Consider the following 15,844-nt stretch of genomic DNA (forward strand, 5'->3'; position numbering starts at 1 on the left):
GGCCGTGCTTCCCTTATAGCTATTCGCCATTAATTTGCCTAGCCCATCCAAAGACATAACCTCGGCGAATCCGGCATTCTCGCCTCGACGGCAGCGAGAATGCCCGAGCCTCCTGCTCTTGACCGTTGAATATGCCAGATTCAAGGCATGGCGGGCCTGACCTGCGACAGTTCTGGAAAGCCGCACTCAACCCCGGGCGGTGATTCTCCAGGCTCGGTGGATGCGCTCGTTACGGGCGAAATCCGGGTCGATGGTTTGCCCAGTGATTTCCTCCACCGCATAACGCTGCATCACATGCTCGTCCAGCGCGAAGCGCCGGAAGTTGTTGGAGAAATACAGCACGCCGCCGGGTGCCAGACGCGCCATCGCCAGGTCGAGCAGCTCGACCTGGTCACGCTGCACGTCGAACACCCCTTCCATACGCTTGGAGTTGGAGAAGGTCGGCGGGTCGATGAAGATCAGTTCGTACTCTTCGCGGCACTCGCGCAGCCAGCTCATCACGTCGCCCTGCTCCAAGCGGTTCTTGTCGGAAAAACCATTGAGCGACAGGTTACGCCGCGCCCAATCCAGGTAGGTGCGCGAGAGGTCGACACTGGTGGTGCTGCGCGCACCGCCCTTGGCCGCATGCACACTGGCCGTGGCGGTGTAGCAGAACAGGTTGAGGAAGCGCTTGCCAGCTGCCTCGCGCTGGATGCGCATGCGCATCGGCCGATGGTCGAGGAACAGGCCGGTGTCCAGGTAATCGGTCAGGTTGACCAGCAGGCGTACGCCGCCCTCGTTGACTTCGAGGAACTGCCCCTGGGCCGCCTGGCGCTCGTACTGGCGAGTGCCGGTCTGGCGTTCGCGACGCTTGACTACCACATGGCTCTTGTCGATGCCCAGGGTCTGCGGAATCGCTGCCAGGGCGTCGAACAGGCGCGCCGAGGCTTTCTGCGGGTCGACCGAGCGCGGCGCCGCATACTCCTGCACATGCACCCAATCGCGGTACAGGTCGACCGCCAGTGCATACTCGGGCATGTCGGCGTCATACACGCGGTAGCATTCCACGCCTTCACGACGTGCCCACTTGCCCAACTGCTTGAGATTCTTCTGCAGGCGGTTGGCGAACATCTGCCCGCCTTCGCTGAGGCGTGCCTGCTCCACGGGCGCAGCGGCCGTCGCCGGCTGGCGAGGCTCGTGGTCTGCACCGGGCTCGGCCTGTCGATGGTCGCCCTGGCGCCGCTCGCCCGTGACGAACTGGTCGGGCTGTACCTTGAGCAATAGCAGCTTGCAGGGCAAGGCGCCGTTCCAGAACGCATATTGCTTGTGGCTGCGAATGCCCATGCGCTTGCCCAGGTCCGGAGCGCCAGTGAACACCGCCGCCTCCCAGCCGAAGCAGGCCTGGCGCAGCCGCTCGCCGAGGTTCTGGTAGAGGTACAACAGGCTGGCTTCGTCGCCCAGGCGCTCGCCGTACGGCGGGTTGCAGATCACCAGGCCCTTCTGGTTCTGGTCGGTGCGTGGCTCGAAGGTGCCGACCTCGCCCTGGTAGATCTTGATCCAGTCACTCAGCCCGGCGCGTTCGATGTTGTTGCGCCCCGGCTGGATCAGCCGCGGATCGGCCTCGTAGCCGCGAATCCACAGCGGCGGCCTGGCCAGGCCGGCCTCGGCGCGCGCCAGGGCTTCGTCGTGCAGCTTGCGCCACAACGCCGGCACATGCCCCAGCCAGGCCGAGAACCCCCAGCGCTCGCGCTTGAGGTTCGGGGCGATATCGGCGGCGATCATCCCCGCTTCGACCAGGAAGGTGCCGACCCCGCACATCGGGTCGGCCAGTGCGCCGCCTTCGGCGGCGATGCGCGGCCAGCCGGCACGGATCAGCACGGCGGCGGCGAGGTTCTCCTTGAGCGGCGCCGCACCTTGCTGCAGGCGGTAACCGCGCTGGTGCAGGCTGTGCCCGGAAAGATCCAGCGAGAGGATTGCCTGACCACGGTCAAGACGCAGGTGTACGCGCAGGTCCGGGTTGATCTTGTCCACCGAGGGGCGCAGACCGTCGGCAGTGCGCAGCTTGTCGACGATGGCGTCCTTGACCTTCAGGGCACCGAAGTGGCTGTTGTCGATCCCCGAACCATGGCCGCTGAACTCCACGGCAATGCTGCCATCAGGCTCCAGGTGGTCCTGCCAATCGACGTCCAGCACACCCTGGTAGAGGTCGTCGGCATTGCTCATCGGGAAGCGTTTGAGCACCAGCAGCACCCGGTTGGCGAGCCGCGACCACAGGCACAGCCGGTAGGCGGTCTCCATGTCGGCCTGGCCACGAATGGCGCTGGTGTGTTCCCGGGTGTCTTCCAGGCCCAGCCCGGTAGCCTCCTCGGCCAGCAGTCCTTCCAGGCCCTTGGGGCAGGTGAGATAAAGTTCGTAGCGATCCGACATGTAGATTCCAGGGCCTGGGCCGTCTGTGGCGGGCAACGCATCGCCCGACCTGATTCAAGACAGGTGCTGTTCAGTCAGCACCTGCATGGCACACACATTGTGCCGGTCCATCGCGTGAAAATGTTGCATCACGGCGACAGTCGTTTCATGGATTGTTGCACTTTACGGATAGCCTTGCGCCATAACGCTGCGAACGAGCGACAAGACACATCCTGTTGCGACCCTTCGTCGAATAACAACTAAAAGCATTCAGCCATCACCGACCTCCGCCGTTTCGGCGCCGGAGAAACGCAACTCCTTGGGGGCGCAGGATTATTGACTGATTCAGTGATGAAACACAGTGTTTCTTATGGCTGGTCAGTTCTAAATGTGACGTGCTTATGACAAATCGATCATTCACAGCCATTCGCGCTTTGGTTAGAAATCGTCTCAGGTCGTCACCGCAACGGTGGCGGCACCTCGCCCGTGACGCCGGCAGCGGGCAGACAAGGCAGAAGATTTCTGCCTGACCTCGACATGAGGTCCATGGACATTACAGTCAACAAACGAGGGCAACACCCTATGAGAAGACTCAAGCGTGATCCGTTGGAAAGAGCATTTTTGCGCGGCTATCAGTACGGTGTTAATGGCAAGTCCCGCGAGCTTTGCCCATTTACCCTGCCGTCGGTACGTCAAGCCTGGATCAATGGCTGGCGGGAGGGCCGCGGCGACCACTGGGATGGCATGACCGGCACTGCGGGCATCCACAGACTCAACGAACTTCACGCGGTCGGCTGAGGTAGCTTCCGACCAGTCCATCACATTTTTGTTTGACTTCATTACTACTTGATCACCGCCCAACCAGGCGGCAGGCCACAGGCCCAGGGGCTCCTTTTCAGGAGCCCCTTTTTGCTGGCGTCAGGAGCGCGGCAGCGCGGCGATCGCGTCCACCGACTCGCGGATCAGCGCCGGACCTTTGTAGATGAATCCCGAATAGACCTGCACCAGGCTCGCGCCCGCCTGGATCTTCTCGGCAGCATGCCGCCCCTCGGTGATACCACCTGCAGCGATGATCGGCAGGCGCCCGGCCAGTTCACCCGCCAGAACCTTCACCGTGTGGGTGCTCTTCTCACGCACCGGCGCACCGGACAGGCCGCCCGCCTCGTTGGCATGCGCCAGGCCTTCGACACCTTCGCGGCTGAGGGTGGTATTGGTGGCGATGACCGCGTCCATGCCGGTTTCCAGCAGCGCGCTGGCCACCAGCACGGTTTCTTCGTCGGTCATGTCCGGCGCGATCTTGATCGCCAGGGGTACCCGCTTGCCGTACTGCTGGGTCAGCGCCTCCTGGCGCAAGCGCAGGGCTTCAAGCAGCTGCTTGAGCGAGTCGCCGAACTGCAGGCTGCGCAGGCCCGGGGTATTCGGCGAGCTGACGTTCACGGTCACATAGCTGGCATGGTCGTAGACCTTGTCCAGGCAGATCAGGTAGTCATCTACCGCACGCTCGACCGGCGTATCGAAATTCTTGCCGATATTGATGCCCAGCACGCCACGGTACTTGGCCGCCTTGACCCGCTGCAGCAGGTGATCCACGCCCAGGTTGTTGAAGCCCATGCGGTTGATGATGCCTTCGGCCTCGGGCAGGCGGAACAGCCGGGGCTTGGGGTTGCCCGGCTGCGGGCGTGGCGTCACGGTACCGATCTCGACGAAACCGAAGCCAAGCTGCGCGAAGCCGTCGATGGCCGCACCGTTCTTGTCCAGGCCCGCTGCCAGCCCCACCGGGTTGGGGAAGCGCAGGCCCATCACGGTCACCGGCAGCTGCATCGGCGCGCGGCACAGCAAGCCGTTGAGGCCCAGACGGCCACCGGCGCCGATCAGGTCCAGCGACAGGTCATGGGACGTTTCCGGGGAGAGTTTGAAGAGTAGCTGGCGGGCCAGGTTGTACATGGGCGGGCAAGGCTCGTTAGGCGGCTGGAGTCAGCCGGCGATTATAGACGCCGCTACCCTCGCTAGGCGAGCCATGACTGCGTCTGGAGCACTGGCACAGGCCTTGCTAAATCTCTTCAATAGCTCCGGCAAAGGCGCCGGTGCGAGATCGACAATGGCGTCGTCAGGGTTCATTGCCTGCAATGAAGCCTGACGACGTTTTTTTTGAATGTGTGGACAGGCAAGGCTTATGACCCTTCGAGCAAGCAATGCCCTGGACTGGGTGGCGGGCAGCGATGCCCCGGAAATGAACAGCATCGACATCGGCTTCATGCCCCTGACCGACTGCGCGTCCCTGGTGGTGGCCGCCACTCAGGGATTCGCCCAGCCCTACGGCCTGACCTTGAACCTCCGGCGCCAAAGCTCCTGGGCCAACCTGCGCGACCGACTGATCAGCGGTCAGCTGCAGGCCGCCCACAGCCTGTACGGCCTGGTGTATGCCATGCAACTGGGCATCAGCGGCACCGCGAGTACCGAAATGGCGGTGCTCATGGGCCTGAACCAGAACGGCCAGTGCATCCACCTGTCCCATGCCTTGCAACGCGCGGGCGTGACCAACCCTGCAGCACTGGAGCGCTACGCGCACCACAACAGTGCAAAGCTGACCTTTGCGCAGACCTTTCCCACCGGCAACCATGCCATGTGGCTGTATTACTGGCTGGCCAGCCAGGGCATCCATCCACTCAAGGACGTCAACAGCGTCGTAGTACCGCCGCCGCTGATGGTCGCGCACCTGCAGGCCGGGCGTATCGACGGCTGCTGCGTGGGCGAGCCCTGGGGGGCCAGTGCGGTCAACCAGCAACTGGGCTTTACCCTGGCCACCAGTCAGTCGATATGGCCCGACCATCCCGGCAAGGTGCTGGGCTGCACCCGCGAGTTCGTCGAGCAGAACCCCAACACCGCTCGCGCCCTGACCATGGCGGTACTGGAAGCCAGCCGCTTCATCGAACAGAGCGTGGAAAACCGCCGCAGCACCGCACAATTGCTCAGCGGCATCGATTACCTCGACACACCGGTGTACTGCATCGAACCGCGCCTGCTGGGCCAATACGACGACGGCCTCGGCAACCACTGGCAGGATCCGCATGCGCTGCGCCTGTTCGGCGACGGCCAGGTGACCTTTCCCTGGCTGTCCGACGGTATGTGGTTCATGACCCAGTTCCGTCGCTGGGGCCTGTTGCGCGAGGACCCGGACTACCTGGCAGTGGCCAGCCGCGTGCATCAGCTTGACCTCTACGACCAAGCGGCCCGCGCCCTGGACATCGCGATACCCGACAGCACGCTGCGCAGCAGCCAGCTGATCGATGGCCGGGTCTGGGATGGCAGCGACCCGGTCGGCTACGCACGCAGCTTCACCCTGCATTCACGTAGCGATGGCGCACCTGCCATCGCCACCCGGTGAGGAGGTCGCAAGCATGCTGCGTATCCTGCTGATCGACGACACACCCAAGAAGGTTGGCCGCCTCAAGGCGGCACTGAGCCAGGCCGGTTTCGAGGTCATTGACGAGTCGGGCCTGAGCATCGACCTGCCCGCCCGCGTGGAAGCCTTGCGCCCCGACGTGATTCTCATCGACACCGAATCGCCGGGCCGCGACGTAATGGAACAGGTGGTACTGGTCAGCCGCGACCAGCCCAGGCCGATCGTGATGTTCACTGACGAGCACGATCCCGGCGTGATGCGCCAGGCCATCCGCTCCGGAGTCAGTGCCTACATCGTCGAAGGCATCCAGACCCAGCGTCTGCAGCCGATCCTCGATGTCGCCATGGCCCGCTTCGAGAGCGACCAGGCCCTGCGCGCACAACTGTTGGCCCGAGACCAGCAGCTGGCCGAGCGCAAGCGCATCGAACTGGCCAAAGGCTTGTTGATGAAGATGAAGCACTGCAATGAGGAAGAGGCCTATACCCTGATGCGCCGCCAGGCCATGAGCCGCCAGCAGAAGCTGATCCAGGTGGCCGAGCAGATCATCGCCATGAGCGAGATGCTCGGCTAGGCGCAAGACTGGTCAGTTAGGCGCTCTTTGGCTTTTGTTGGAGCTTGCTCGCGAACAGGTCAACAAACTACCTGCATCTGCCGGGCATGTGACGCGGCCATCGCGAGCAAGCTCCAACGGTCCAATCGACCCGTATGGCGACCAACGCCGCCCAGGCTGAAGGACCTAACGGCGCGTCGAGCTGTAGATGTTGTCGCGTGGTAGCGCCTCGCCCGCCTCCACCGCCGCGATCCAGGCATCGGTACTGGCCACCGCCGCGAAGGCTGCCTGCAAGGTCACGGTCACCACGCGATGGATTTCCTCGGCCGTAGCCTGACCGGCGCGATTGGCATAGGACGGCGAGCCGCTGGCATCGCTGAGCAGCTCCGCCCCCAGACCCAGGGTCACGGCATGCTTGATGGTCGCGTCGTCACAGTTCTGGGTCATGTAGCCGACCACCGTCAGGGTATCGATCTGCTGCTCTCGCACCCATTCGCCCAGCCCGGTGCCGACGAAGGCGCTGGCCTGCCCTTTCTCGACCAGCAGCGCATGTCGGCGCCCAGCCACCGCCGGGTGCAGCGCCGCACCCTCGCTACCCCGGGCGAACAACGGCGAGTCGGCCGCCGCGAGGTGCTGCACCAGCACCACCGGAATGCCATGGGCCTCGGCGGTGTCGATCGCCCGACCGATGTTGGCCAGCGACACCTGCGGGTCCGGGTACTCGATGGGCAGCCCACCGCTGAAATATTCGTTCTGCACGTCGATGACGATCAATGCGCGTCTTGGATTGGCCATGTCATGGATTCCCTGATTGCTGAAGACCGGTCCAGTTTCGGTGATCCTCGACAAGGCCACCATTGACCCGAATGCCATATTTCATCAGGATCGGGCCATTCTCACAGAATCGGAACACCCATGCCTTCATCCATCAAGGTCGCCGTGGTGGCCTTCGACCAGATCAGCCCTTTCCACCTCTCGGTGCCCTGTCTGGTACTGGGTGAGAACCGCGTGCACCAAGGCCCCTGGTTCGATGTGCGAGTGTGCGCCGCAGAGCCGGGCCCGCTGCGCTCCACCGCCGGCTTCAGCGTGGCCTGCGATCATGACCTGCAAGGCCTCGACTGGGCGGACATCGTCATCGTACCCAGCTGGCGAACCAGCGGGGATGCACCGCCGCAGGCCCTGCTCGATGGCCTGCGGCAAGCGCATGCCCGCGGCGCCAGGGTGGTCGGCCTGTGCCTGGGCGCCTACGTGCTGGCCGAGGCCGGACTGCTGACGGGTTGTTCGGCCACCACGCACTGGGCCTGGGCAGCGGATTTCGAACGCCGTTTCCCGGACGTGCAACTGGACCCCAATGTGCTCTACGTGCAATCCGCCAGCGTGATGACCTCGGCAGGCGTCGCCGCCGGAATCGATTGCTGCCTGCATATCGTGCGTGAGCACTATGGACACGACGCCGCCAACCAGGTGGCCCGGCGTCTGGTGGTCCCGCCCCATCGCGAAGGCAACCAGGCGCAGTTCATCGAACAGCCGGTGCCGCGCCGCCTGGCCGACCGACGCATGGCCGAGCTATTGGACTGGTTGCGCGCGCATTTGCACCAGTCGCACCCCATCGATACCGTTGCCGAGCGCCTGGCCTTGAGCCGCCGCACCTTCACCCGGCAGTTCAAGCGCCTCACCGGGCACAGCTTCGGCGACTGGCTGCGCCACGAGCGCATCGCCCTGGCCCGTCAGCGCCTGGAAAGCAGCGCCCACTCCATCGAACAGATCGCCGATGAATGCGGCTTCGGCAGCAGTGCGTCGCTGCGCCAGCATTTTCTCCAGACGCTGCAGATCTCGCCCTCGGCCTACCGCCGGCTGTTTCGCAACGGCGCGCCCGCCCCGGCGGCCTGAGCCTGACTGACCCGAAACCTTTCACAATGGCCCGCCGGTGCGCCCAAATGGCGCAAGCGCGACGCGCTACGCGGCTTCGTGCCCGGCGCAACGCCTGGCTGGGTCAGCGTCACGAACAACTGGCCCAGCTCTTGCAAATGCCTGCCCACAGGTAGCCAACGGCGGTTGCCCCACCGATCACGACAAAGACGTCGCCCTCTCTTCAGCCCCCAAGGCTGTTCGAGATGCGGCGTCTTTTGCGTTTCAGGCCCCGGCGACGGGGCCGGGTGAGCCGCCAATGCCGCGTGAGCTCATCTCCTGACGACTTCCACGCCGTGGCGATGCCCGGCGAACTCTTTCTGGCAGATGACGAGGTGTGCAATGGATACAAGCTTCTGGAAGGCCGGGCATAAACCGACCCTGTTTGCAGCCTTTCTGTATTTCGACCTGAGCTTCATGGTCTGGTACCTGCTCGGCCCGTTGGCGGTACAGATCGCCAGCGACCTGCAACTGACCACCCAGCAACGCGGGTTGATGGTGGCCACGCCGATTCTGGCCGGTGCCGTGCTGCGTTTCCTGATGGGCATGCTCGCCGATCAGCTGTCGCCGAAGACCGCCGGCGTCATCGGCCAGGTCATCGTCATCGTCGCGCTGTTCTGCGCCTGGCAGTTGGGCATCCATAGCTACGAGCACGCGCTGTTGCTCGGCCTGTTTCTCGGTATGGCCGGTGCATCCTTCGCCGTGGCCCTGCCGCTGGCCTCGCAGTGGTACCCACCACAGCATCAGGGCAAGGCCATGGGCATCGCCGGCGCCGGTAACTCGGGCACCGTACTGGCCGCGCTGATCGCCCCGGTGCTGGCTGCCAGCTTCGGCTGGGGCAACGTGTTCGGCCTGGCGCTGATCCCACTGGTGCTGACCCTCGTCGCCTTCTGCCTGCTGGCCCGCAATGCTCCGCAGCGTGCCAAGGCCAAGTCCATGGCCGACTACTTCAAGGCCCTGGGCGACCGTGACAGCTGGTGGTTCATGTTCTTCTACAGCGTGACCTTCGGCGGCTTCATCGGCCTGGCCAGTGCCCTGCCCGGCTACTTCAACGACCAGTACGGCCTGAGCCCGGTAACCGCCGGCTACTACACCGCCGCCTGCGTGTTCGGTGGCAGCCTGATGCGTCCACTGGGTGGCGCGCTGGCCGACCGCTTCGGTGGCATCCGCACCCTGGCGGCGATGTACATGGTTGCTGCCATCGGTATCGCTGCAGTGGGCTTCAACCTGCCCAGTTCGGTGGCCGCCCTGGCACTGTTCGTCACCGCCATGCTCGGCCTGGGGGCCGGCAACGGTGCGGTGTTCCAGTTGGTGCCACAGCGCTTTCGCAAGGAAATCGGCGTGATGACCGGGCTGATCGGCATGGCCGGCGGCATCGGCGGCTTCCTGCTCGCAGCCGGCCTGGGCAGCATCAAGCAGCACACCGGCGACTACCAGCTGGGCCTGTGGCTGTTCGCCGGCCTGGCGGTGCTGGCCTGGTTCGGCCTGCTCAACGTCAAGCGCCGCTGGCGCACCACCTGGGGCTCGGCGGCCGTCACCGCCGCGCGCGTGTAAGCCTGCGGTATGACCTTGCAACTGAGTTGTGCGCAGTTCAGCGCCAGCGGCCCACGCAGCGAGAACCAGGACGCCCTGCGCCTGGTCACGCCGGTGCCGGCGCTGGCGGCCAGCAAGGGCCATCTGTTTGCCCTGGCCGATGGCGTCAGCCAGTGCAGCGACGGTGCCCTGGCCGCGCAATCGACCCTCCAGGCCCTGGCTCTGGATTACTACGCCACCCCGGAAACCTGGGGCATCACCCAGGCGCTGGACAAGCTGTTACTGGCGCAGAATCGCTGGCTGCTGGCCAACGGCCTGATGACCACGTTGAGTGCGCTGGTGCTGCGCGGGCGGCGCTTCACCCTGGCGCACGTCGGCGACTGCCGGGTGTACCGCTGGCAGGCCGGACAGCTGCAGCGCCTCAGCGAGGAGCATGTCTGGGAACAGCCAGACATGAACCACGTGCTCAAACGTGCCCTGGGCCTGGACCAGTATGTGGTGCTGGATTACCGGGAAGGCGAACTGCAGGAAGGCGAACACCTGCTGCTGGTCAGCGACGGTGTCTGGGCGACGCTGGGCGACCGGGGCATCGCCTCGATCCTCAACGACCAGACCGACCTGGACGACTGTGCCCGGGCACTGGTCAACACCGCGCACCTGGCCGGCAGCCAGGACAACGCCAGCGCGCTGCTGATCCGTGTCGACGCGCTGGGGCACGACGACCTGGGCGACACCTTGCGCCAGTTGCAGCAATGGCCGCTGCCTCCGGCACTCAAGGCGGGCCAGCGCTTCGAAGGCTGGCAGGTGCGCAGCGTCGTCGCCCGCTCGCAACAGTCACTGCTCTACCGGGTCGAGGACCACAGCGGCCAGCCCTGGCTGCTCAAGACTCTGCCACCCTGCCGTGCCGACGAAGCAGGCGCCGGCCAGGCGCTGCTGCTGGAAGAGTGGTTCCTGCGCCGGGTGGCGGGCCGCCACGTCCCCGAAGTGGCGCCATTGCCCGAACGCCAGCACCTGTACTACCTGATGCGCCTGTACCCCGGCCGCACCCTGGCCCAGCTGTTCGCCCTCAGCGGTCCGTTGCCACTGACGCAGTGGCAGGACATCGCGGTACGTCTGCTGCGTGCCAGCGGACTGCTGCACCGACGCAACATCATCCATCGCGACATCAAGCCGGAGAACCTGTTGCTGGATGAAGACGGCGAGTTGCGCCTGCTGGATTTCGGCCTGGCCTTCTGTCCCGGGCTGTCGACACAGGCCCCTGGCGAGTTGCCCGGCACGCCCAGCTTCCTGGCGCCGGAGGCCTTCCAGGGCGCAACGCCAGCACCGCAACAGGATCTGTATGCCGTGGGGGTGACGCTGTATTACCTGCTGACCGGGCAGTATCCGTATGGCGAGGTGGAGGCCTTCCAGCAACCGCGCTTCGCCAGCCTGGTGCCGGCCAGCCGATATCGACCCGATGTACCGGACTGGCTGGAGCGCAACCTGGCCAAGGCGCTGGTAGCCGACCCCGCGCAGCGCTACGAAACGGCGGAACAATGGCTGTTGGAACTGGAACAGGGCGAGCGGCAGGTGACGCAGGTCAGGCCCCGCCCCTGGCTGGAACGCGAGCCGCTGAAGGTCTGGCGCACCCTGGCGCTGCTGTCGCTACTGGGCAATCTGTTGGCAGCCGTAGCGCTGCTGCACCTCTAGTCCCAATAAAGATCAGTTGGACCGGTAGGAGCAGCTTCAGCCGCGAAGCGACTGCATGTTCACAACAAATGCACTGAATTTCCTGACTCTTTCGCGGCTAAAGCCGCTCCCACCGGGCCACATGACGTCTAACCGAACTGTATTGGCTCTAGCCGGAGCTGACGCCCCGCGACCGTGCATCGCGCCTCAAGCCGGTGCATGAACAGGCCTTGCCAAACGCCGCAGCTCCCGATTTCCACGCACAGCGGCAAAATGGCACAACCTCTGCATCAGGAAAACCCAACACACACATCAGGTGCCGCTTTCAATGGCGAAGGCGGCATTTCCCGGATAACGGGAACGGACAAAGGCGTCCTCGTCAGGCAACTGGCGGGGGCGCCTTTTTGTTTGCAGTGAATTTTTCCAGCGCCCAGGCGCCCGGCGGGAGGCCCCGATGAACAAACTCAGACTGGTGATGATCGGCAACGGCATGGCCGGGGTCCGCACCCTCGAAGAACTGCTCAAGCTCAGTGCCGACCTTTACGACATCACGGTATTCGGCGCCGAGCCACATCCCAACTACAACCGCATCATGCTCTCCCCCGTGCTGGCCGGGGAACAGGGCTTCGACGACATCGTCCTCAACGACCTGGACTGGTACCGCGGGCATGGCATCGACCTGCGTCTGGGTCGGCGCGTGGTGAAGATCGATCGCGTCAAGCGCCGGGTCATCGCCGATGACGGCAGCGAGGCCCACTACGATCGCCTGCTGATCGCCACCGGCTCGCGACCGTTCATTCTGCCGGTGCCCGGCAACGACCTGCAGGGGGTAATCGGCTACCGTGACATCGCCGATACCCAGCAGATGATCGACACCGCCGCGACCCACCGCCGCGCGGTAGTGATCGGCGGTGGCCTGCTGGGCCTGGAGGCGGCCAATGGCCTGGCCCAGCGCGGCATGCAGGTCACCGTGGTACACCACGGACAGAGCCTGCTGGAGCGCCAGCTGGACAAGACCAGCGGGCAACTGCTGCAGCAGGCCCTGGAACAGCGCAACCTGAGCTTCCGCCTGGAAGCCCACACCACCGCACTGCTGGGCGACGAGCAGGGCCGGGTCAGCGAGGTGTGCTTCAGGGACGGCAGCCGCATCCCTGCCGACCTGGTGGTGATGGCCGCCGGCATTCGCCCGGAAACCCGCCTGGCCGAACAAGCCGGGCTGCCCTGTGATCGCGGCATTCTGGTCAACGACACCTTGCAGACCTTCGATCCGCGCATCTACGCCATCGGCGAGTGCGTCAGCCACCGGGGCATCGCCTATGGCCTGGTCGCGCCACTGTTCGAACAGGCCCGGGTGTGCGCCAACCACCTGGCGCAACTGGGCTTCGCCCGTTACGCCGGCTCGGTGACCTCGGCCAAGCTCAAGGTTACCGGTATCGACCTGTTCTCCGTCGGCGACTTCATGGGCGGCGAAGGCACCGAAAGCATCACCTACTCCGACCCGATCAGCGGCGTGTACAAGAAACTGGTGATCAAGGACGACCTGCTGGTCGGCGCCTGCCTGTACGGCGACACCGCGGACGGCGGCTGGTACACCGAGCAAATCCGCGCCAATGCGCGCATCGACAGCATCCGCCAGCACCTGATGTTCGGCGAACAGGCGTTGCAAGCATGACCGACCTGAACCTGCCTGCACTGCAAACCACGGCTTCCACCTGCTGCTACTGCGGGGTCGGTTGCGGGGTACTGATCGAGCACGATGGCACTCGCATCCATGGTGTCAGCGGCGACCCCCAGCACCCGGCCAACTTCGGTCGTCTGTGCAGCAAGGGCTCCAGCCTGCACCTCACCGGTGACCTGAGCAGCCGCGCACTGCAGCCGGAACTGCGTCTGGGCAAGCAGCTGCCACGCACCGCCACCGACTGGGACACCGCACTGGAGCACGCCGCCGAGGTGTTCGCGCACAGCATCGCCGAACACGGCCCCGACAGCGTGGCGTTCTACATCTCCGGGCAGTTGCTGACCGAGGATTACTACGCGTTCAACAAGCTGGCCAGGGCGCTGATAGGGACCAACAACATCGACAGCAACTCGCGGCTGTGCATGTCTTCGGCGGTGGTCGGCTACAAGCGCAGCCTGGGCGCCGATGCGCCGCCCTGTAACTACGAAGACATCGAACTGGCCGATACCCTGCTGATCGTCGGCAGCAACATGGCCTACGCCCACCCGGTGCTGTTCCGCCGCCTGGAGGCCGCCAAGAGCCAGCGCCCGGACATGAAAATCATCGTCGTCGACCCACGCCGCACCGACACTTGCGAACTGGCCGACCTGCACCTGGCGATCCAGGGCGGCACCGACGTAGCGCTGTTCCACGGCCTCCTGCATCTGCTGATCGGCAACGGCTGGACCGATCGGCGCTACATCGACGAGCACACCGAGGGCTTCGCCGAACTCCAGGAGCTGGTCAGCGACTACACCCCCGAGTACGTGGCGCAGCTATGCGACATCAGCCTCGATGACCTGCACAGCTGCGCACGGCTGATCGGCGAGGCGCCGGCGTTCCTGTCGTTGTGGTGCATGGGGCTGAACCAGTCCACCGCCGGTAGCGCCAAAAACAGCGCGCTGATCAACCTGCACCTGGCCACCGGGCAGATCGGCCGCCCTGGCGCCGGTCCGTTCTCACTCACCGGCCAGCCGAATGCCATGGGCGGCCGCGAAACCGGCAGCCTGTCCAACCTGCTCCCCGGCCATCGCGAGGCCGGCAACGCCGAGCACCGCCGGGAAGTGGCTGAGTACTGGCAGGTCGACGCGCTGCCGGCAACGCCCGGACTGTCCGCCATCGAACTGTTCGAACAGATGCGCAACGGCAAGATCAAGGCGCTGTGGATCGCCTGCACCAACCCGGCACAATCGCTGCCCGACCAGACCGCAGTCGCTGAGGCGCTCAACACCTGTCCTTTCGTGGTCCTGCAGGAGGCCTTCAGAACCACCGAAACGGCCAAACATGCCGACCTGATGCTGCCAGCGGCCAGCTGGGGCGAGAAAGAAGGCACGGTGACCAACTCCGAACGCCGCCTGTCCAACGTGCGCAAGGCGGTGCCCGCCCCTGGACAGGCCCGGCCAGACTGGGCCATTACCGTGGATTTCGCCCGGCGCCTGCAGGCACGCCTGCGCCCCGGCAGTGCGCCGCTGTTCGAGTTCACTGACCCGCAAGGGCTGTTCGACGAATACAAGGGCCTGACTCAAGGTCGCGACCTGGACCTGTCGGGCCTGGACCGTGCGCTGATCGACCGCCTCGGCCCGCAGCAGTGGCCGTTCCCGCAAGGTGCCGGCAGCGGTACACCACGCTTGTACACCGATGGCCGGTTCCCCACCGACTCGGGGCGCGCCCGCTTCATCAGCGAAGCCTATCGCGCGCCGAAGGAAACTCGCGACGCGCGCTTTGCGCTGACCTTGAACACCGGGCGGCTGCGTGACCACTGGCATGGCATGAGCCGTACCGGCACTGCCGCTCGGCTGTTCGGGCATGTCAGCGAAGCACGGCTGAGTCTCAGCCCCGCCGACATGCAGCATCAGCGCTTGGAAGACGGTGAACTGGTGCAGGTGCACAGCCGGCGTGGCAGCCTGGTGGTGCCCGTCGTCAGCGACGATTCGCTGCGTCCCGGACACGCTTACCTGCCCATGCATTGGGGCGACCGCTTCCTCAAGGGCGGCGTCAACTGCCTGACCCTGTCGGCCTTCGATCCGCTGTCACGGCAACCGGAGCTCAAGCACGCCGGCGTGCGCGTCGAGAAGGCCCACCTGCCCTGGCATTTTTTTGCGCTGATCGAAGGTGACGTGCAGCAGCACCTGGAGGCCCTGCGCCCGCTGTGCGAAGCCTTCGACTACCTGAGCCTGGGCCTGACCGGCCGCGAGCGACCGGCGCTGGTGATCCGTGCTGCCCACGCCAACGCCGCAGCGGCCGAGCTGCTGGCGCAGATCGACCGCCTGCTGGGGCTGGACCAGGGTCCGGTGATGGCCTACGACGACCCGGCCCACGGCGTCGGCAAGCGGGTGCGCATCGAGGCGCAGCGCATCACCGCCCTGCGTCTGGCCGGTGAAACCCTGGCCCAGGACTGGCTGCAAGGCCTTTGGCTGGAAGGCCGGGTCGATGACTCGCTGCGCCGCTGGCTACTGGCCCCGCTGTCGCGTGAGCCGGGGCGAACCGCCAGCCAGGCCCGCGACAGGATCCTGTGCAACTGCAAGAACGTCAGCCAGAGCGCCATCGAAGCTGCCATCGGTCGTGGCCTGGACCTGGCAGAGCTGAAGAACCAGCTGGGCTGCGCAAGCCAATGTGGCTCCTGCGTTCCGGAAATCAAGCGCCTGATCAATCTGGTCGCCGTCCCTGAGTGAGGAAATCG

10 protein-coding genes and 1 pseudogene are annotated in these 15,844 nt (G+C 65.2%); 8 read left to right on the top strand and 3 right to left on the bottom strand.

Annotated features, from left to right (window positions below; translation table 11 throughout):
* Positions 1–186 precede the first annotated feature (186 nt).
* On the bottom strand, positions 187–2,406 hold the full coding sequence (rlmKL, locus tag RRX38_RS05755; protein ID WP_315961876.1) for a bifunctional 23S rRNA (guanine(2069)-N(7))-methyltransferase RlmK/23S rRNA (guanine(2445)-N(2))-methyltransferase RlmL: 2,220 nt from the start codon (positions 2,404–2,406) through the stop codon (positions 187–189).
* Between the two features lie 561 nt (positions 2,407–2,967).
* Between rlmKL and rmf the strand changes: the two genes are divergently transcribed.
* Positions 2,968–3,183, top strand: coding sequence for a ribosome modulation factor (gene rmf / locus RRX38_RS05760; protein ID WP_295479445.1), 216 nt, complete (start codon positions 2,968–2,970; stop codon positions 3,181–3,183).
* A 120-nt stretch (positions 3,184–3,303) separates the two neighbouring features.
* Here rmf and RRX38_RS05765 read toward each other — a convergent pair whose 3' ends face one another.
* The gene (locus RRX38_RS05765; protein ID WP_315961877.1) at positions 3,304–4,329 is read right to left on the bottom strand and encodes a quinone-dependent dihydroorotate dehydrogenase; all 1,026 of its coding nucleotides are present in this window, start codon (positions 4,327–4,329) and stop codon (positions 3,304–3,306) included.
* A gap of 229 nt (positions 4,330–4,558) precedes the next feature.
* On the opposite strand from RRX38_RS05765, the gene RRX38_RS05770 reads away from it, so the two are divergent.
* Positions 4,559–5,770: a CmpA/NrtA family ABC transporter substrate-binding protein gene (locus RRX38_RS05770; protein WP_315961878.1), complete on the top strand. Its 1,212-nt coding sequence runs from the start codon at positions 4,559–4,561 to the stop codon at positions 5,768–5,770.
* 13 nt (positions 5,771–5,783) lie between these two features.
* Positions 5,784–6,359 (top strand): ANTAR domain-containing response regulator, encoded by a 576-nt coding sequence (locus RRX38_RS05775; RefSeq protein ID WP_295479171.1) that lies wholly within the window; start codon positions 5,784–5,786, stop codon positions 6,357–6,359.
* A gap of 165 nt (positions 6,360–6,524) precedes the next feature.
* Here RRX38_RS05775 and RRX38_RS05780 read toward each other — a convergent pair whose 3' ends face one another.
* On the bottom strand, positions 6,525–7,133 hold the full coding sequence (locus RRX38_RS05780; protein ID WP_315961879.1) for a cysteine hydrolase family protein: 609 nt from the start codon (positions 7,131–7,133) through the stop codon (positions 6,525–6,527).
* 120 nt (positions 7,134–7,253) lie between these two features.
* Here RRX38_RS05780 and RRX38_RS05785 point away from each other — a divergent pair, with 120 nt between their 5' ends.
* From RRX38_RS05785 to RRX38_RS05805, 5 genes and pseudogenes are all read left to right on the top strand, one after another.
* A complete protein-coding gene (locus RRX38_RS05785; protein WP_315961880.1) occupies positions 7,254–8,228 on the top strand; it encodes a GlxA family transcriptional regulator in 975 nt (324 codons plus the stop codon).
* A gap of 360 nt (positions 8,229–8,588) precedes the next feature.
* On the top strand, positions 8,589–9,800 hold the full coding sequence (locus tag RRX38_RS05790; RefSeq protein ID WP_315961881.1) for a nitrate/nitrite transporter: 1,212 nt from the start codon (positions 8,589–8,591) through the stop codon (positions 9,798–9,800).
* A gap of 9 nt (positions 9,801–9,809) precedes the next feature.
* A complete protein-coding gene (locus RRX38_RS05795; protein ID WP_315961882.1) occupies positions 9,810–11,468 on the top strand; it encodes a bifunctional protein-serine/threonine kinase/phosphatase in 1,659 nt (552 codons plus the stop codon).
* A 433-nt stretch (positions 11,469–11,901) separates the two neighbouring features.
* A pseudogene (locus tag RRX38_RS05800) lies at positions 11,902–13,110 on the top strand (NAD(P)/FAD-dependent oxidoreductase); the annotation flags it as partial.
* Between the two features lie 5 nt (positions 13,111–13,115).
* Positions 13,116–15,836 carry a molybdopterin-dependent oxidoreductase gene (locus RRX38_RS05805; RefSeq protein WP_315961883.1) on the top strand — a complete coding sequence of 907 codons (2,721 nt, stop codon included), beginning with the start codon at positions 13,116–13,118 and terminating at the stop codon, positions 15,834–15,836.
* Positions 15,837–15,844 lie beyond the last annotated feature (8 nt).

Source organism: Pseudomonas sp. DTU_2021_1001937_2_SI_NGA_ILE_001, assembly GCF_032463525.1.
Lineage (GTDB): Bacteria > Pseudomonadota > Gammaproteobacteria > Pseudomonadales > Pseudomonadaceae > Aquipseudomonas.

Bases quoted from the DNA above. Each gene is read 5' to 3' on its own strand.
- RRX38_RS05795 (WP_315961882.1), top strand. From the start codon at position 9,810: ATGACCTTGCAACTGAGTTGTGCGCAGTTCAGCGCCAGCGGCCCACGC.
- RRX38_RS05770 (WP_315961878.1), top strand. From the start codon at position 4,559: ATGACCCTTCGAGCAAGCAATGCCCTGGACTGGGTGGCGGGCAGCGAT.
- RRX38_RS05805 (WP_315961883.1), top strand. From the start codon at position 13,116: ATGACCGACCTGAACCTGCCTGCACTGCAAACCACGGCTTCCACCTGC.
- RRX38_RS05790 (WP_315961881.1), top strand. From the start codon at position 8,589: ATGGATACAAGCTTCTGGAAGGCCGGGCATAAACCGACCCTGTTTGCA.
- rlmKL (WP_315961876.1), bottom strand. From the start codon at position 2,406: ATGTCGGATCGCTACGAACTTTATCTCACCTGCCCCAAGGGCCTGGAA.
- RRX38_RS05765 (WP_315961877.1), bottom strand. From the start codon at position 4,329: ATGTACAACCTGGCCCGCCAGCTACTCTTCAAACTCTCCCCGGAAACG.
- rmf (WP_295479445.1), top strand. From the start codon at position 2,968: ATGAGAAGACTCAAGCGTGATCCGTTGGAAAGAGCATTTTTGCGCGGC.
- RRX38_RS05775 (WP_295479171.1), top strand. From the start codon at position 5,784: ATGCTGCGTATCCTGCTGATCGACGACACACCCAAGAAGGTTGGCCGC.
- RRX38_RS05780 (WP_315961879.1), bottom strand. From the start codon at position 7,133: ATGGCCAATCCAAGACGCGCATTGATCGTCATCGACGTGCAGAACGAA.
- RRX38_RS05785 (WP_315961880.1), top strand. From the start codon at position 7,254: ATGCCTTCATCCATCAAGGTCGCCGTGGTGGCCTTCGACCAGATCAGC.